We start from the raw sequence: 17,779 nt of genomic DNA, 5'->3' as shown, positions 1-17,779 counted from the left end.
ATTTATGGGCAGTAAAACGCCCATTGATTAAAGTCTTTCATTTTTAAAATGTTTTTTAATAGATAAATTAAATAGGAGACAAATAGAAAGTAGTATCTTTTGTATGCATCACTATACTATATGTGTATTTGTGTGATTTAGATGTTGCATATTCTTTTTAAATTAGAAAGATGAAAAGTAAGTTTTTTCGGAAAATTTAAATGGAAACTATTGACTTTATGATTGGGTTTTTAATACAATGATACTTCGACTGAAAAATTAGAACGGACAGGAGGGAATCGTCGAAATGAGCAACATATTTGAAGATGAGTTACAAAAAATGAAGGATACTTTACATACGATGGATGAGCAATTGGATAAGCTTGAAAAAACCCCGGTTTATTATGGAGAAGATTTTAAAGAGCAAATTCTTGAAAGTATGAGGGAGTCTAATAGACAAAACTTACGTATTGGTGTGCAAGAGCCGTACTTTGGAAGGTTAGATTTTCAGGAAGATGGAAAAGAAGAAGTTATGCCGATTTATATCGGAAAAGTAGGGGTTTCGGATATGGACACGATGAAGCCAATCATTATTGATTGGCGGGCGCCTGTCGCAAGTATGTTTTATTCATTTACCGGTGGAGAAGAATTAGCATTTTATCAATCACCAGATGGGTTAGTAGAAGGTGATGTGTATTTAAAACGAAACATTTCCATTCGAAAAAGAGAACTTGAACGTGTTGTTGATACATATGTAAAAGGAAATGAAGATGTATCGCATGCCGATGATTTTCTTCTATATCGATTAGGTGAGAATAAAGATAATAAGCTAAAGGATATTGTTTCAACGATTCAATCGGAACAAAATGATATTATTCGAGCGGAAAGAAATTTACCATTACTTATTCAAGGGGTTGCAGGGAGCGGAAAGACAACAATTGCTTTACATCGCCTTGCTTTTTTAATTTATGAATATCGTGAACAACTAGAAGCAGAAAGAATGATCGTATTTGCGCCGAATAGTCTGTTTTTAGACTACATTTCGAGTGTACTTCCTGAATTAGGTGTAGGGAATATTAGTCAAACAACGTTTCTGGATTGGGCATTACGTACGTTAGATGATTCAGTGAAACTAAAGCAGACAGAAGAAAAATTGAAAGAAGCATTTTCAATTAATCGTGATGAAAAGAAGATAATGCTAGGTAAATTAAAGGGTACGTTGGAATTTAAGACGTTTATTGAAGAGAGAATGATCCAATTTGAAAATGAGTTAGTTCCGACAAAAGATTTTGAGGCGTGGGATAGAGCGATTATTCCAGTAGAAGATATTAAAAAATGGATGCAAGTTGAATATAAACATTATCCTTTACAGAAAAGAAGAGAACGATTAGTAGGACGAATGAAGCGCTGGATTGAAATTGAACTTAAAAAATTCGGGGAAACAAACGAGAAAAAATTACTTAAAAAAGAAGCGACTAAGAGACTGAACGCATATATGAAGTTTTGGCCGAAAATGAGTGCTCTTTCACTGTATAGTTCAATAGTAAAAAGTAAAGAAATACTCGAGGTATTACCTGAAGAACTTGTTAAAGAAACAGAAAAGAGTTGTCGTAAAAAAGAAGTGTATGTAGAAGATTTACCAGCTTTAATATACATACATCATCGTATAACAGGGATTGAAATCGGGCAGAAGTTTCATCACGTTGTTATTGATGAAGCGCAAGATTTTTCGCCTTTCCAAGTTTATGTATTAAAAGAAATTACATTAGGTAATTCTTTCACTATATTAGGTGATTTATCGCAAGCGATTTATGATTACCAAGGAATTGAAGATTGGAATGCTTTTAAGGAAGTATTCCAAGAAACCGGTTATTATGAATTGACAAGAAGTTATCGTTCTACAAAAGAAATTATTGAATTTGCAAATGAAATAATTAAAAATGCAGAAATCCCAGTAGGACTCGCAACACCAGTCTTCCGCAGTGGAGAAGATGTGAAAGTAATTCATGCGGAAAATCAATTTACTGAAATTGTGAAGACGGTAAAACATTTGCAAAATGCAGATGTGAAAACAATTGCGGTAATCGGAAGAACAGAAGATGAATGCCGTGATATATATGTGAAATTAACAAATGCAGGATTAACGGTAAACGTAATTGAAGCAAACCAAAGTAAATATGAAGGTGGTATATCAGTAGTACCTGTCTATTTAGCGAAAGGTTTAGAATTTGATGCGGTGCTTTTAATTGATGTGGATGAGGAACATTACAAAAACACAAAACATGATGCAAAGTTACTATATGTCGGATGTACGAGATCACTTCATGACTTATGGATTTTCCATAGTGGGGAAGCGTCACCTTTAATTAAAGGATTAAAATAAAGTGAAACTATAATCAGTGGGGAGTTTTACTGCAAGCTAATGTGGGATAAATATAAAAAGAGGGTTTCTATTACTGTCTACTTAACAGGGAGATGACTATGAAGACCCTCTTTTTATATTGAAATTAATGTTCAATTTTAAACGAATAAAGCCATTAATATTAAATCTTGATAGCTACCATCCAATTTTACACCCTTTGCTTTTCTACCCTCTTCAAAGAAGCCTAGATTCTTATATAACTGGATTGCACCTAGATTATCTTCCATTACCTCAAGACAAACTTTTTCAATCTTACTGTTATTTTTAGCCCAATTGATTAACGTTTCTAGAAGAGCTCTTCCAATACCATAATTTCGATATTCGGGTAGTATGGTCATCGCAAAAGCCCCTTGATGACTAATTTTTTCTTTGTTTCCGTTCTTAAAATCTATTGCACCGACTAACTTACCATCAACTTCAGCAATAAACTGTACATAATTTGGATTTTCATAATAAGCTTTTAACGTTTTTTGAATAGCATCGATACGCACCTTTTTTACATCCTCAACCGTACTTAGCATGTATGGAGCGCTTATTAAAGCTTTTGAAGCAGAATCTAGTATTCTTTCTGCATCCCGTTCTTTAGCTTCTCTAATTATTATTGTTTTTCCATCCTTAGATTTATAAGTAAAAACATTAGTTGATAAGATACTACACACACCCTTTCGGAATATAATTAGTTGAATTTTTTAACTATCGTACGATTATTAAGTAAGAAAAAGTCGTATCACCTTTTGCTGCAATCGCTCTGCTTCAACTTAATAACGATTATTTCAAATGTTTTTAATTTTCACAAGGATTTATTCCGTTATATAGCCCGATTGTTGAATAACATGACTGGCGTTTTTTAAACAACTTTATTATCTCTGTACACGATGAATTAACGACTTGAGCTGTTGTGTAAATAATATACAATGACCTTTTCTAATTCCTGAGTTTGTTCTTTTTCCCGTACACGAACGGCATCTACTGGAGTTTGTGTATGTTTTAACCAATCTAGAATAAGGTGTAGTTGTTCTTGTATTTGCCCAATGTTTTGCTCCTTTATGTTCTTATTCTGAATTCTATCAATTAATTGAAGCATATAGGGAAGTTTTTCTATACATTCACTTAAATCTCCGCAATAACCTGAAGGGAATTCATGTGTACCAAATTCTAAAGTATTGATTTAATTAGAAACTAGGTATATCAAGGCTTCTTGTTCGGTATCACCACCTAATTCAATCGCTTTTCGAAGGGATTTTTCTAAATCGTCTTCTTTATTGCTAGAGTCCATATAAATTCCTATCCATCTAAAAGGTCTTGAATCAAATGGGTTGTTTTCTGTCCATCTATATAGAATGTCAATTAGAAAACTATTTAGTGAGAAAGTTAAGACCTCATCTTTTTCGTTTAATGCATCTAAAATAGTAAACAGCGAAATGGCAAACTCTTCTTGATCTTTTGATTCCCATTTCTTTGCATTTGTAATAAATGTCTCTAAATGTTTAAAAGCTAATTTTCGAAGTCCCGCTTCGCGATGCTGACAGTAACAAATAAAATCATGCCAATGCTCAGTTGTATTCATATGTATAATAATAGTTTGTAATGCAGTGAGAGGTTTATCCATTACAAGTCCCCAATCTATTAAGCACGTGTTGAAAATTTAGTGTTATTATATCATTACATAAATTAAAGTAGGAAGAATTTAAGATGGATTTTATTGGTCACGGGATCCAATCGATTGGTAATGTAGCGGTTCTAACAGGACTCATTATTGAATTTGAAGATGAAACGTAAAAAAGTTATTATATTTATCTGAATATTGAGGGAATATGTTTATTTAATTTTTAGAAAACATAGACTATTAAATTTGTAAATGGTATAATCTTCTTATTATTGGAATTAAAATCAAAATATTTGAAAATAAAGGATAGGGTTGGTTTTAATGGGGGATTCTGATCACAAAGAAACAAAGGCAATATTAAAGTTATGGTTTATTTATATACCACTTGCATTTGGAGAATTTGTCTTTTCGAATATCATAGGTTATTTAAAAAAATAAAGATTTTGTATTTGAAAAACAATTAACCTAATTTAATTGTTTTTTTATTTTCCTCTAATAAACCAAACAAAAATAGAGATTTTGAACAAGATGAAGTTTATGAAGGAAATAACGTTGATTAGGTGCTGAAAACGGGAATCATTCAACCATGGTAATTCACCGTTTTTATAGCTTCCTATAGTGAGAGGTTATGTTCACATCATATGTATACGATATTTGTAACTTAATATAGCATTACTGGAACTTCAAAATTAGTAGTTAAGGTTGTTACCTTATAGAGTGTTATATATAACTTAGCTAAAAAAGCACAAATCATATAATTTGCGCTGTTCATTATCTGTTTTTTTGGTAAAAAATTATAGTTTTTGTCACATTAATACTGTACGATACATAGTATAAAACACATACTGTATGACATATAGTAATGGAAATGAGGTGAGTGAATGGATACTTTATTAAACTCGTTAATTACTGAGTTAAGAAGAGGGACATTAACGTTAGCTGTTTTAAGTCAATTAAGAACGCCGCAGTACGGATATTCACTTGTCCAGTTATTGGAGCAATCAGGGGTTACAATTGATCAAAGTACTTTATATCCACTACTTCGCCGATTAGAAAAGCAGGAATTAGTGACGAGTAGTTGGGATAAAACGGAGAGTAGACCTCGTAAGTATTATGTTTTAAGTGATTATGGATTAGAAATATTTTTGCAGTTGAAAAAAGAATGGATAAAAGATTCGAAAGAACTTTATAACTTATTAAAGGAGGAGGAAGGGAATGAATTTAATTGATCTCTATATCCAAGAGGTTGCGAAGAGATTACCTGAAAAAAATCGTGAAGATATTACACTTGAACTAAGGTCAACTATAGATGATATGTTACCTGAAGATTATAATGAGGAAGATGTAAAGAGCGTTCTCGAAAAATTGGGGAGTCCGGTTTCATTGGCTAATGGTTATTTGGATAGACCGATGCATTTAATTGGACCACGTTATTTTGATGTATATACAACGTTGTTAAAAATGATTATACCAATCGCAGCTGTCATTGCACTCATATCAATGGTTGCAGAAAATTTTATAGGCTATAGTGGTGATCAAGCGGTATTAAATGTTATTTTACAATTGATAGGTAAAGGCATTGGGGGAATTTTTGAAGTGGGCCTCCATGTATTTTTCTGGTTGACACTTGTGTTTGTTATTTTAGAAAGAACAGATAAAGACAAAGGTATCGAGCCGTTGACGACAAGTTTAAAAAAATGGACACCAGATGATTTGAAAAACATCTCGTATATCCCAAAGAAAAAAGCAATCTCGAAGTTTGAAGTTTTTGGAGGTTTAATGTGGACAGCAGTTTGGGCTACACTTTACTTTTATGCGAATCATCTTGTTGGCGTATATAATGGTACGGCAAATGGACTGAAGTTTGTCTTGCCAACTTTTAATCAAGATGTTTTATTGCAGTACTGGCCAATCGTTGTAATTATGATCGTTTTTGAAATATGTATATCCCTTTATAAATTAGTGCAGGGACAATGGACTCAAAGATTGGCGATTGGGAATGCTATTCTTCAAATAGCTGGGACGATAGTATTCATTGTAATTGTAGTAAATCCACATGTATTTAACGCAGGGTTTATTACGTATTTGGCAAATGCATTTACTATTTCCTCAGAGGAGTTTAAAACGTGGCTCATTGGGGGAGGAATTTTCTTCTACATGTTATCTGCTGCAATAAATATATTTGATGGTTTCCGAAAAGCTAGTATTCGTATGTAGATAAAAATCGGAAATTTCGATAAAATAAAACTATTAAAAAGATAGTAAAATAAGGTGAACATGATGAAAGGAAGAAAATAATGATAAGGGAAGCAACGAAAAAAGATTTAGCATACATTTTAGATATTTATAACGATGCGATACTTTATACAACAGCTGTATATGCGTATAAACCTGTAACCCTTGAAAATAGAATAGATTGGTATGAACAAAAAAAGGCTGAAGAGTATCCAATTATCGTATATGAATTAGATAATAAAGTAGTAGGATTTGCGACATTCGGCCCATTTAGAGCGTGGCCTGCTTATAAATATTCAGTTGAACATTCTGTGTATGTAGATAAGGCATATAGAAAAAATGGCATTGGGTCTTCATTAATGAAAGAATTAATCAAAATTGCAAAGGAAAGAGGGTATATGACCTTAATTGCTGGAATTGATGCAGAGAATGAGAAAAGTATTGCCTTGCATCAAAACTATGGATTTGTTCATGCAGGAACAATAAAAAAAGCTGGTTATAAGTTTAATAAATGGCTAGATTTAGCTTTTTATCAGCTGGAACTTAACGGTCCTGAAAATCCTATAGAAGAATAAATATTTTTCGGTAGCAAGAAAAAATTCATGCTACCTTTTTCTTATTTTAATAGCTCATATGAGCTGCTGAAAAGGTTTTTTATATTCGATATTGAATTTATTGGTATAATAGGAATGTTTAACGAATTTCCACTTCTTTATGTGATTGGGGGAAAAGATTTACCGAATCGCCGTGAAAATAAAGAGGTAGATGAAGCTTTTGCAGTAGTTTTAAAGTACATATACAAAGAATATAGTGAAAGCATGCTAGGAGTGAGCGATTGAAAAGAAACTTAAAGACTTTAACAATCATTATTTTAATTTTAACGATTATTGCTCTTGAAGTTGGAATCGCCCTATATGATCACAATTTGTCATTAGATACAATTTACTTTGCAGCGATCCTTATTTGTATTGTATTGCTTTTTGGCACACGTGTTTCTGAAGAGAAAGAAAGTACATCGAAACGAGGGCGAAGAAAAATAGCTGTTATATTTTGGCCATCTATTTTATTGTCTATCGCTTGTTTTGCAGTTATAAATTACATAAGGGTAGGCTATGTCTCTGTACCAGGGATAATTGGCTTTTCATGCTTTGTTACATATGGTGGATTCGTTTTGATTAGTATTTTAAAGGGGAAAAATAAAATGTAGCTTACTAAGTTGAAAGGAAGCAATGTATATGAAACATATAGAGAACGGTACACGTATTGAAGGAGAATACATTAAAAATAAAGTCATTCAATATAATATGTCCATCTTAACAGATGAAGTAAAACAGCCGATGGAAAAAGTAAGCCTCGTAGTAAAAAATGAAGAAGGAAAAATATTTGGTGGTGTAACAGGTACGATGTATTTTTATCATCTTCATATCGACTTTTTATGGGTTGATAAATCAGTTCGTCATGACGGTTATGGTAGTCAACTGTTATATAAAATTGAAGAAATTGCGAAGGAAAAAGGGTGCAGATTAATATTGCTAGATTCATTTAGTTTTCAAGCGCCAGAATTTTATAAAAAGCACGGTTACCGAGAGTATGGTATCGTTGAAGATCATCCAAAAGGTCATAGTCAGCACTTTTTTGAAAAGAGATTATAATAATATTATGTATACTGATTGATGGGAGAAAGCATATGTACACGTATAAATTGCAACAAGAACAACCAATCTGTGCAGAAAAAATTAAGAAGCTTTATGATTCTGTCGGTTGGTGGCCAGAAAGAAAAGAAGTCGATATTGAAAAAATGTTAAAGAATAGTATAGCCATTGGAGTATGGGAAGAAAATGAATTAGTTGGATTTGCTAGAGTCGTTTCTGATGGTGTTTTTCGAGCATACATTGAAGATGTTGTCGTACATGAGAATGTAAGAAATAAAGGTATTGGAGAGAAAATGCTTACAATATTACTTCGAGAAATATCTCATATTGATATTGTTAGTCTATTTTGCGGAGAGAAGCTAATAAAGTTTTACGGTGAGCAGCAATTTCAAGCAACGAAGCAAATTGTGATGCATCGTAATCAAACAGGGAAAGAATAAGAGGTGCCAATTAAAATGAATGCAACAAGAGCGTACTGTTTATCGAAAAGAAAAGCGACAGAAGATTCTCCAGATGGCTGGAGTGCAACATGTATGAGGCTTAATAATAAAATATTTGCGATAGTAAATCATGAAGAAGGTGAAAAGGCTGCGATTACATTGAAGTGTGATCCAGAAGTCGCATTAAGAATAAGAGAAGATTATCCAGAAACAATTATTCCAGGGTATCATATGAATAAAAAACATTGGAATACCGTTTATATTCATAAGGGTATAGAGCAGGAGCAAATTAATAAAATGATTGATTGGTCGTATGATTTAGTACTACAATCATTTTCAAAGAAAAAGCAGCAGGAGTTAATGGATTAATATGTATTAGGAGTGTGTGTAATGAAAGATTCGATTAAAGATACGTATGATAAATTAGCGAGTACATATAAAGAAAATCTAGATTTCGCAAATCCATATAACAGTTATTATGAAAGACCGGCGATGATGGAGCTTATTCCAAAGGAACTAGAAGGAAAAAAGATATTAGATGCTGGATGTGCAGCTGGATGGTATACTTCTCAATTCATAGGAAGAGGAGCAAATGTTACAGCAATTGATGTAAGTCCTGAAATGGTAAAAGCAGCAAAAGAAAATATAGGAGAAGAAGCGACGTTCCTTTGTCATGATCTGCAAGAAACATTGCCATTTGAAGATAATACGTATGATGTGATTGTAAGTTCATTAACTCTTCATTATATAGAAAATTGGAATCAAGTATTTCAAGAATTTCGTCGTGTATTGAAGCCAGGTGGAGAACTTATTTATTCTATTCATCATCCTTTTATGGATTTCACAAAGTTTCCATGTGAAAATTATTTTGAAAAACAGTTATTAATAGATACTTGGGTTAAACCGAATATTACTATTGAAGTCAAGTTTTTTAGAAGATCATTACAAGACATACTAAATGAAACTACAAATTATTTTGTATTAGAAGAGATAGTGGAACCGAAGGCAATTGAAAAAATGAAAGAAGTAAGCGAAAAATCATATCATTATTTAAATATGAATCCACATTTTCTTATCATAAAAGCAATCAATAAATAGCTAGTAAAATAACTTTGTTTTACTAGCTATTTACAGTTTTACATTACATATTAGGAGACTTTAAAATGAATACGAAACGAAATAGAGTAGTATATGCACTATTTACTATAGTTGTTATTATTTTAGGTCTTAGCTCAAGAAAGTTTGCTTTTGCACTACCACATCTATTAAATGATTATTTAGGTGATGCATTATGGGCATTAATGATTTTCACTGGCTTTGGATTTTTGTTTCCTAAAACAGAGACGAAGAAGTTGGCTTTTACTAGTTTAATGTTTTGCTACGGGATTGAAGCGAGCCAATTGTATCATGCGGAATGGATAGATAGCATTCGTGCAACGACTTTGGGCGGACTCGTGTTGGGATACGGTTTTTTGTGGAGTGATGTAGTGGCTTATACAATTGGTGTTGGAGTGGGAATACTGTGTGAGGTTATTTTTCGGAAGAAATAAGAATTGTAAAAGGGGTATTTGTAAATGGAATAAGCAATGGAAATTGCAAAGCTTTGGTTTCGAAATGAACATGTCACAGCTACTGTAATGCAACCAAAAGTAGCGAAGGTTTTATGCAAGAATAAAGAGTACATTTTAAAGAGAACGGGATCGATAAAGCAACTTCTAGTTGAATTCGATGTTTTGAAGCAACTGTATGAAAAGGGAATTAAAGTACAGAGAGTAGTAAAGACAGTAAATGATGAACAATATGTATTATATAAAGAAAAATGTTATTGCTTATATGAGTATGTTGCCGGAAGTGTTTTAGAAATAAAAGATACGGATAAGCTGGAAAGGCTAGCAAGTACAATTGGAGAAGAAATAGCTAATCTGCACAAAGCATTACATTCGGTGAATAGTGACCATGAGTTAATAAAAAGAGATTTATATAAGATGGTATTTGAATGGGCTATACCGATTTTAGAAAAGAATGAGTATGTTCATCGAGAGGTAATTCAAAAGATGGAGCGAATGCACGCAGCTTTCAAGGAAACGGTCCATTCATTACCGAGACAAATTATTCATCGTGATATGCATCTATCAAATGTAATCTTTAAAGATGATAAACTGGAAGGGTTTATAGATTTTGAGATTTTAGAAAATAATGTAAAAATATTTGATTTATGTTATTGCTGTACAAGTATATTAAGCGAGCTATTTAGTGATGAAAGATTAAGAGGGAAATGGTTACATATCGTTAGCAAAGTCTTTGAAGGTTATTATAAACAAAATGATTTAACGAAAGAAGAACTAAAAGCCATTTGGTATGTTATGCTTTCAATTCAAATTATCTTTATTGCTTATTTTGTCCAGTTACCAGATTTATTAAATTTAAATGAAGAAATGTTCTTCTGGATTTTTGCTAATAAGGAAGCTATTGAAGAAGTTATAGAAGGTATCGTAAAGGTATGAAAAAAATAATATTAATTGGTTCTGGTGGTTCAGGAAAATCTACATTAGCAAGGCAGTTAGGAAATAAATTAAATATTAAGGTGCATCATCTTGATGCATTATTTTGGAAACCGAATTGGGAAGGTGTTCCGAGAGAAGAACAAATAGCAGTTCAAAATAACTTAATTAAAGATGAGAAGTGGATTATTGATGGGAATTATGGCGGGACGATGGATATCAGACTGAATGCAGCTGATACAATTATCTTCCTTGATATTCATAGAACAATTTGTATTTATCGTGCGTTTAAAAGAATTGTAAAATACCGGAATAAAACAAGACCAGATATGGGCGCGGGATGTGAAGAAAGATTTGATTTGCAATTTTTTAAATGGATATGGAAATATCCTAATGCTAAACGACCTACAATTTTAAAAGGGTTAGAGCAATTGTCCGAAGAGAAAAAGGTTATTGTTTTAAAATCTCCAAATGAGGTTCGGAAATTTTTAGAGCACATATAATAATAGAATGTGACACAACAATTCTTTTTGGATCTTACCGATTAGTTTAATTAAACTAATCGTTTTTTATTATGAAAAATTTAACGCTTTTTGAAAATTGTATTTTGTAATGAGTATATGACTATAAATTCATATAAAATGAACGTTTGGAGGAATAGAAAATGACTAATGATTTAATTCAAACAATCGATTCATTAATGGTAAATATTCCAGCTGGAGAGGTAGTATTAAGAGATGATCGAATAAAAAAAGAATGGCTAGTGCAAATTCAACCATTTCTTCTTGCGAAGTATGCTGTAACAATCGAACTATATGATGCTATTACAAATAGTACATTAAATAATTTTGATAAAAATCATAAACCAGTTGTCAATATTTCATGGAACGATGCCATTGTGTTTTGTAATGTACTTTCAAAAAAAGCGGGATTAAAAGAATATTATTCTATTAGTGATGGTGGTCAAATTGTGAAATGTAATTTAGATTCAAATGGCTACCGATTACCATCTGAGGCAGAGTGGCAATATGCATGTAAAGCAAGTACAACCGGATATACATACGGGAAACTTCATGATATAGCGTGGTATAATGAAAATTCAAATGGAGAGATTCATGACGTTGGCCAAAAAGAACCGAATGCATGGGGACTTTATGATATGCTAGGGAACGTTTGGGAATGGTGTTATGATTTGTATGATGAAACAGTGTACGGATCATACCGCATTTTTCGTGGTGGTAGTTGGGCTGAAACAGCGAGAGGGTGCGGCGCTACTTGTCGTCGTCGAAGCCATCCTACATTTCATATAGATGATCTCGGTTTTAGACTCGCTAGGTCAATTTAGTAGGAACATGCTACGAACAACTAAGAAAAGAGTATGGAGAAAATCCGTACTCTTGCCAACATAGAAACGATTTAACGTAAGGAGTGTTTATTATGGCGCGTGTTTTATTTATTAACGCTGGATCAGAAGGACATATAAATCCAACTTTACAAGTTGTAGAAGAATTGATTTCTCGTGGTGAAGAGGTCGTTTATTTTTCAATAGAAGCTTTCAGGGATCGGATTGAGAAGACAGGTGCTACTGTACGAACGATTGATGATCAAAAATTTATAAAAGCGTTTCTATCTGGAGGCAGAAATTATTTACAGGAAAGAATAAACGGCCTTCTACATACAGCGGATATTGTAATATCTAGCGTTCTAGAACAAATTGAAGGTGAACATTTTGATTACATGATTCATGATTCTATGTTTGGTTGTGGCCATTTAATTGCTCAAATTCTTAAACTTCCAGCCATAAATTCATGCACATCTTTTGCGCAGGATGAAAAATCCTTTGAGCAAATGTTAGGTCATCTGTCAAAAAATATCCCAGTAGAAATTCATGATAAAATACAGAATGATTTTCAAAACTTAACGAAGGGAATTGCTGAAAAATATGGTGTTGAAATAAAATCATCGTATGAAGTTTTCTGTAATCCTGCACCTCTTACTATTGTGTATACAATTAAGGAGTTTCAGCCTTTTGGTGATACGTTTGATGAAACATATAAATTTGTAGGACCATCTATCTCTGCACAAATGAAAAACAGAGACGTTGATTTTACTTCAATTGAAGAAAAAAGTCCGATTTATATTTCATTAGGTACTGTTTTTAATGAAGCGATTGACTTTTATAAACTGTGTATGAAGGCCTTTGAGAATAGTGAGCATACAATTGTTATGTCTATTGGTAATAAAACAAAAATAAGTGATCTAGGCGAAATCCCTAAAAACTTCATTGTGAAAAACTATGTGCCTCAAACCGAACTGCTTACTTATACGAAACTATTTATTACACACGGCGGGATGAACAGTACGCATGAAGGATTATATAACGGGGTTCCGCTCGTTGTAATACCGCAAAGTGCAGATCAGCCAGCAATTGCAAAGCAAGTGGAGAGTCTTGGAGCAGGAGTTCAATTACATATGAATGAATTAACCGTGGAGAAATTGCGTGAAAGTGTGGAGTTAATTTTAAATAACCCTTCATATAAAGAGGCTGCTTTGAATTTGAAGGAATCATTCCGAACATCGGGTGGATATAAGGAAGCTGTTGATGAAATTTTTACATTTGTAGGTCAGTAATAAATATAAAGTTATACATGAAAAAAGTGTCTATATTAAATGATATAGACACTTTTCTGTTGTAGGAAGAGAAGAATTGTTTAAATGGAAAAAATGAAAATACTAAATGTGAATTTTGAGAACTAAGTCTACAATTTCTGCTGCACACTTTTATTTTATCCCGTATTAACCGACCGTAAAACCCCAACTAATTAAAGTTTTAATTTATGATTTCAGGATGTGGTTTTATATGTTAGTAATAATTTCACTGTTTCTGCACAACTTCTGCACATGCTTAGGCGAGTTCTATGTCATGATATATTCATAAAGTGAAATATTTCACAAGGAAAAAATATATTTTCACTGCGGTGTATGCATAATTAACACATACATCGGTACAAGTTTGTCTCTTGTTATTCTTTTACATCAAAGCCCACATTCCACTACAAAGTATAACAAGAAGGGGACATGAACATGAATAATCGATTTTTAAAACAACTACAAAATATGAAAATGAACAAAAAAAGTTTAGGAGTTGTAGCATTAACAGCTGGAATTATTAGTACGACACTTATTCCTCAAAATGCTTATGCGCACGGTTTTGTTGAAAAGCCCGGTAGCCGATCCGCTTTATGTAGTCCAACTTATGGTGCGCTAAATGTAAACTGTGGAAGTGTTATGTATGAACCACAAAGTTTAGAAGCTCCAAAAGGGTTCCCACAAGGTGGTCCAGTAGATGGACAAATTGCTTCAGCAGGCGGAAAATTTGGTGGTATTTTAGATCAACAAACAGCAAATCGTTGGTTTAAAAATACAATCACTGGTGGGGAAAATACATTTACTTGGAAGTATACTGCGCCTCACTTAACGAGTAAGTGGCATTACTATATTACTAAAAAAGGATGGAATCCAAATAAAGCGCTAATAAGAGCAGATTTCGAACCAATTGGAACTGTACAACATGATGGTTCTGCAGCTTCAAATAATTTAACTCATAAAATCAATGTACCTACTGATCGTAGTGGATATCATGTGATTTTAGCAGTATGGGATGTAGCTGATACAGCAAATGCATTCTATAATGTAATTGATGTTAATCTTATTAATGATGTGAAACCAGACATAGAAGCACCAAGTATTCCAAATGGACTTCAGACGCAAAAAGTAACAGCGAATAGTGTAGAACTAACATGGAACGCTTCTACGGATAATGTAGGGGTAAAAGGATATCAAATCTTCCGTAACGGAGAGATGATTGATACAGTACCAGGGACTCATTTTATTGATAAGAAGTTACAACCAAGTACAGAATACTCTTATACTGTAAAAGCAATTGACGCAGCTGGCAATGTATCGACAGAAAGTACAGCGCTTACAGTAAAAACGACAGTTGAGACTCCTGATACAGAAGCACCAACACAACCAAAAGGATTACATAGTATGGGAACGACAGCGTCAAGTGTGGATTTAATGTGGAGTCCATCTGACGATAATATTGGTGTAGACCATTATGATATTTATAGAGAAACAGAAGGATCAATGAAAAAGATTGCAACATCCAATACAACTTCTTATTTGGATAAAAATCTGCTCGCTAATACTACTTATAAATATGTAGTGAAAGCTGTTGATGTAGCTGGAAATGAATCCGTACAGAGTGATATATTCACAATTACTACAAAAACCGAAAGCGCTTCATATGAAGCGTGGGATGCAAAAAAAGCATATAAAAAGGGAGATAGAGTTTTACACGAAGGAAAAGTATATGAAGCAGTCCAGAGTTATCAAGGAAATGGTGATCCAAACTGGATTTATGCATTATCATTATGGAAAACAGTGTAAGCTTTACTTAGGTATGAACTAAGAGATGATGGGCTTTGATGCAAAAGGTAATCTTGAGAATTCACTTTTCTATTAATAAAAAAGGGTAGTGTATGAATACATAAGATTCATATACTACCCTTTTTATTATGATAACATTTTCGTCATAAGTATGTGCGGAATGCCATCTTCCATAAATATATCAGAAGAAGTTTCATAGTCTAATTTTTTATAAAATCCTTCAGCTTGTGTTTGACCGTGTAGTTTCACTTTCGTAACTTGTTCGTTACGAGCAAGTTCTTCTAACGTTTGAATGATGACTTTACCTAATCCGTATGTACGATAATCTTTTAAAATACAAATACGTTCTAATTTTCCGACACCATCAACAAATCGTATACGACCTGTGCCTACAGGAAGTTCATGATAATAAACTAAAATATGTTTACATTGCTCTCCGATTTCATCGAATGTATCGAATTCATCTGCAAGAGGGACACCTTGTTCTTTTACAAATACTTCTTTTCGAATATGAAAGGCAGTTTCTAAATCAGCAAGTTCTGTTATAAGTTTGGATTGCAAAATGTTCAGTCCTTTCTAGTGTAATCAGTTTGCGTTTTCCTAGTATATCATAATAAAGCACTATTAAGAGAAGAAGAACATACTAAAAAGCCAACTTTAAAAAGTTAGCTTTTATTACAATTTCTTTATCCCATTTTTAGTACCAATAATTGCTGTACTCGTCATACTTATAAACAACCCTGTTTCAACTACACCAGTAATCATTTTTAATTGGGTGTGTAAATGGGCAGGATTAGAAATATGATTAGGGAATATACAATCGATAATCAGGTTATTGTTATCGGTTATATAAGTTTCATCATTTTTCAAACGTAATGTGGTTTGACACCCTAAAGACTGAATTTTATTTTCGGTTTGTTTCCATGAAAAAGGGATGATTTCAACAGGTAATGGAAAATTACCTAAATGTGTTACAAATTTCGATTCATCAGCAATGATAATTAGTTCTTTAGAGGAAGAGGCAACGATTTTTTCACGAAGTAATGCACCACCACCGCCTTTTATAAGTTGTAAATTTGAATCAATTTCATCCGCTCCATCAATTGTAAGATCAAGGCTTTGTACGTCGTTTAACGAAATTAGGGGGATATTTAGTTGCTGTGCTAATGCTTCAGTTTCCTTTGATGTTGGTACAGCTTGAAATGATAATCCTTCTTTTACACGTTCACCTAATTTTTGTATTGTCCAATATACAGTAGAACCTGTACCAAGCCCAATTTTCATGCCATCATTTACAAAGTTAGCAGCATATTCGCCAGCGAGCTGTTTTAAATTCATCACTTTACTCCGCCGGGCGTGGCCCAGCATCAAGACCTGAATTTTCAACTGTAAGTACCGGACGAACGACTATATCTTTATGTACACGCATTTGACAAGATAATCGTAAATGATCTTCAATTCCTTTTTCCGTCATTGCATGTTTCTCATTCGCACTCGCTTCACAGAAATCACCTGCTAGTATTTCTACTCTACAAGTTGTACAACGTGCATTCCCGCCGCAACGATGAAGAATGTTGACACCGCTATCTTCAATTGCTAATACTAACTTTGTTCCTTCTTTCACATCAAAAGTTCCCGCACCTTCAATTGTTAATTTTGGCAAATTTGTTCCTCCTCACGTAAAATTGTACATAACATATTTATGACCGCGAATTATTGAACATAAACATTATTTTTTTATATCCCCGTAACTTTTTTTAATGTTGAATCGTTTATTAAGTAAGCGCTGAAAAGGAGTGGTTATTTTGTGCACAAAAGTAACTCATGTTTTAAAGAATCATATCGATATGAATCATTCAAATATAAACTTTTTAATTGAACAATATGGAGAGTTAAAAAGATACTGTACTTTTTTAACGAAAAACAAATGGGATGGGGAAGATCTCGCCCAAGAAACAGTGTGTAAAGTGCTTCGAAAATATAGAAATAAAGATATTTGTATGACACTCGTCTATAAAATAGCAAGAAATCGTTGGTTAGATCAGATGAAGTCTAAGTCTGTTCATGAAAAAATAAGAGGACAAATCACTTTTGAAGAACCACATGAGAACATTGCAGATTTGCATGAAATGGTAGGGAAAGTATTGTCTTCATTAAATGTACAGCAATCCGCAATTTTATTATTAAAAGATGTTTTTCAATATAGTATCGCTGATATTGCTAAAGTGTGTTCTGTATCAGAAGGTGCAGTGAAAGCTTCTTTATTTCGGAGTAGAAATAGGCTGAAAACTGTAAGTGAAGAAGGGATTGAGATAGTCGAATTCACAGAGGATATTGAAGTTGTTGTAACATCTATTCGTGAGGAAAGACCAGAATTATTAACGAAGCTTCTTCCGACAATAGATTTTACTAAATTACCATCTAAACAGCCAGTCTTATTATTTAATGTGAAAAACCCTTCTTCCTACAGTTATATGCTTTACGCAGCATAA

At 33.0% G+C, this 17,779-nt stretch carries 21 protein-coding genes and 2 pseudogenes; 18 read left to right on the top strand and 5 right to left on the bottom strand.

The window, feature by feature from the left end; all coding sequences use genetic code 11:
* Positions 1 to 286: 286 nt before the first annotated feature.
* Positions 287 to 2,362: a HelD family protein gene (locus DN407_RS13695; RefSeq protein ID WP_098279475.1), complete on the top strand. Its 2,076-nt coding sequence runs from the start codon at positions 287 to 289 to the stop codon at positions 2,360 to 2,362.
* A 137-nt stretch (positions 2,363 to 2,499) separates the two neighbouring features.
* Here DN407_RS13695 and DN407_RS13690 read toward each other — a convergent pair whose 3' ends face one another.
* Together DN407_RS13690 and DN407_RS13685 are read right to left on the bottom strand one after the other, a co-directional pair.
* Positions 2,500 to 3,060, bottom strand: a complete 561-nt coding sequence (locus tag DN407_RS13690; RefSeq protein ID WP_176520490.1) for a GNAT family N-acetyltransferase — start codon at positions 3,058 to 3,060, stop codon at positions 2,500 to 2,502.
* Positions 3,061 to 3,281: 221 nt separating this feature from the next.
* Positions 3,282 to 4,010, bottom strand: a pseudogene (locus DN407_RS13685) (hypothetical protein).
* A 92-nt stretch (positions 4,011 to 4,102) separates the two neighbouring features.
* On the opposite strand from DN407_RS13685, the pseudogene DN407_RS32940 reads away from it, so the two are divergent.
* The 16 genes and pseudogenes from DN407_RS32940 to DN407_RS13610 all read left to right on the top strand — a co-directional run.
* Positions 4,103 to 4,177: pseudogene (locus DN407_RS32940) on the top strand (DUF6944 family repetitive protein); the annotation flags it as partial.
* A 711-nt stretch (positions 4,178 to 4,888) separates the two neighbouring features.
* Positions 4,889 to 5,236 (top strand): PadR family transcriptional regulator, encoded by a 348-nt coding sequence (locus tag DN407_RS13680; protein ID WP_000380302.1) that lies wholly within the window; start codon positions 4,889 to 4,891, stop codon positions 5,234 to 5,236.
* Positions 5,223 to 6,224 (top strand): HAAS signaling domain-containing protein, encoded by a 1,002-nt coding sequence (locus DN407_RS13675; protein WP_149216374.1) that lies wholly within the window; start codon positions 5,223 to 5,225, stop codon positions 6,222 to 6,224. Before DN407_RS13680 ends, DN407_RS13675 begins: the two co-directional genes overlap by 14 nt.
* Positions 6,225 to 6,304: 80 nt before the next feature.
* Positions 6,305 to 6,817, top strand: a complete 513-nt coding sequence (locus DN407_RS13670) for a GNAT family N-acetyltransferase (RefSeq protein WP_061655930.1) — start codon at positions 6,305 to 6,307, stop codon at positions 6,815 to 6,817.
* 114 nt (positions 6,818 to 6,931) lie between these two features.
* The gene (locus tag DN407_RS13665) at positions 6,932 to 7,081 is read left to right on the top strand and encodes a hypothetical protein (RefSeq protein WP_000481400.1); all 150 of its coding nucleotides are present in this window, start codon (positions 6,932 to 6,934) and stop codon (positions 7,079 to 7,081) included.
* Entirely contained in the window at positions 7,078 to 7,449 is a 372-nt protein-coding gene (locus tag DN407_RS13660; RefSeq protein ID WP_000827981.1) for a hypothetical protein, read from the top strand. Before DN407_RS13665 ends, DN407_RS13660 begins: the two co-directional genes overlap by 4 nt.
* A gap of 28 nt (positions 7,450 to 7,477) precedes the next feature.
* Positions 7,478 to 7,894 (top strand): GNAT family N-acetyltransferase, encoded by a 417-nt coding sequence (locus tag DN407_RS13655; protein ID WP_097862747.1) that lies wholly within the window; start codon positions 7,478 to 7,480, stop codon positions 7,892 to 7,894.
* A 35-nt stretch (positions 7,895 to 7,929) separates the two neighbouring features.
* Positions 7,930 to 8,334 carry a GNAT family N-acetyltransferase gene (locus DN407_RS13650; RefSeq protein ID WP_000288969.1) on the top strand — a complete coding sequence of 135 codons (405 nt, stop codon included), beginning with the start codon at positions 7,930 to 7,932 and terminating at the stop codon, positions 8,332 to 8,334.
* 15 nt (positions 8,335 to 8,349) lie between these two features.
* A complete protein-coding gene (locus tag DN407_RS13645; protein WP_000994622.1) occupies positions 8,350 to 8,703 on the top strand; it encodes an MmcQ/YjbR family DNA-binding protein in 354 nt (117 codons plus the stop codon).
* A gap of 21 nt (positions 8,704 to 8,724) precedes the next feature.
* Complete coding sequence (locus DN407_RS13640; RefSeq protein ID WP_000655256.1) at positions 8,725 to 9,432, top strand: class I SAM-dependent methyltransferase; 708 nt, start codon at positions 8,725 to 8,727, stop codon at positions 9,430 to 9,432.
* A 65-nt stretch (positions 9,433 to 9,497) separates the two neighbouring features.
* A complete protein-coding gene (locus tag DN407_RS13635; RefSeq protein WP_006918662.1) occupies positions 9,498 to 9,884 on the top strand; it encodes a ribosomal maturation YjgA family protein in 387 nt (128 codons plus the stop codon).
* A 36-nt stretch (positions 9,885 to 9,920) separates the two neighbouring features.
* Complete coding sequence (locus DN407_RS13630; protein WP_149216373.1) at positions 9,921 to 10,838, top strand: phosphotransferase enzyme family protein; 918 nt, start codon at positions 9,921 to 9,923, stop codon at positions 10,836 to 10,838.
* The gene (locus DN407_RS13625; RefSeq protein WP_000720552.1) at positions 10,835 to 11,338 is read left to right on the top strand and encodes a DNA topology modulation protein; all 504 of its coding nucleotides are present in this window, start codon (positions 10,835 to 10,837) and stop codon (positions 11,336 to 11,338) included. The genes DN407_RS13630 and DN407_RS13625 overlap by 4 nt, the downstream gene beginning before the upstream one ends.
* Before the next feature lie 161 nt (positions 11,339 to 11,499).
* The gene (locus DN407_RS13620) at positions 11,500 to 12,180 is read left to right on the top strand and encodes a formylglycine-generating enzyme family protein (RefSeq protein ID WP_098022663.1); all 681 of its coding nucleotides are present in this window, start codon (positions 11,500 to 11,502) and stop codon (positions 12,178 to 12,180) included.
* A gap of 92 nt (positions 12,181 to 12,272) precedes the next feature.
* Positions 12,273 to 13,466 carry a macrolide family glycosyltransferase gene (locus tag DN407_RS13615; RefSeq protein ID WP_000124885.1) on the top strand — a complete coding sequence of 398 codons (1,194 nt, stop codon included), beginning with the start codon at positions 12,273 to 12,275 and terminating at the stop codon, positions 13,464 to 13,466.
* A gap of 453 nt (positions 13,467 to 13,919) precedes the next feature.
* Positions 13,920 to 15,287 carry a lytic polysaccharide monooxygenase gene (locus tag DN407_RS13610; RefSeq protein WP_149216372.1) on the top strand — a complete coding sequence of 456 codons (1,368 nt, stop codon included), beginning with the start codon at positions 13,920 to 13,922 and terminating at the stop codon, positions 15,285 to 15,287.
* Positions 15,288 to 15,413: 126 nt separating this feature from the next.
* Here DN407_RS13610 and DN407_RS13605 read toward each other — a convergent pair whose 3' ends face one another.
* The 3 genes from DN407_RS13605 to DN407_RS13595 form a co-directional block, all read right to left on the bottom strand.
* Positions 15,414 to 15,848: a GNAT family N-acetyltransferase gene (locus tag DN407_RS13605; RefSeq protein WP_001190864.1), complete on the bottom strand. Its 435-nt coding sequence runs from the start codon at positions 15,846 to 15,848 to the stop codon at positions 15,414 to 15,416.
* A gap of 114 nt (positions 15,849 to 15,962) precedes the next feature.
* Positions 15,963 to 16,625, bottom strand: a complete 663-nt coding sequence (gene rpiA / locus DN407_RS13600) for a ribose 5-phosphate isomerase A (protein ID WP_001049986.1) — start codon at positions 16,623 to 16,625, stop codon at positions 15,963 to 15,965.
* Positions 16,626 to 16,629: 4 nt separating this feature from the next.
* Positions 16,630 to 16,950 (bottom strand): 2Fe-2S iron-sulfur cluster-binding protein, encoded by a 321-nt coding sequence (locus DN407_RS13595; protein WP_001125388.1) that lies wholly within the window; start codon positions 16,948 to 16,950, stop codon positions 16,630 to 16,632.
* A gap of 142 nt (positions 16,951 to 17,092) precedes the next feature.
* On the opposite strand from DN407_RS13595, the gene DN407_RS13590 reads away from it, so the two are divergent.
* Positions 17,093 to 17,779, top strand: a complete 687-nt coding sequence (locus tag DN407_RS13590; protein WP_000337520.1) for an RNA polymerase subunit sigma-70 — start codon at positions 17,093 to 17,095, stop codon at positions 17,777 to 17,779.

This window comes from Bacillus sp. JAS24-2 (genome assembly GCF_008274905.1).
GTDB lineage: Bacteria > Bacillota > Bacilli > Bacillales > Bacillaceae_G > Bacillus_A > Bacillus_A cereus.
This window is presented reverse-complemented; position numbering and strand designations above follow the sequence as displayed.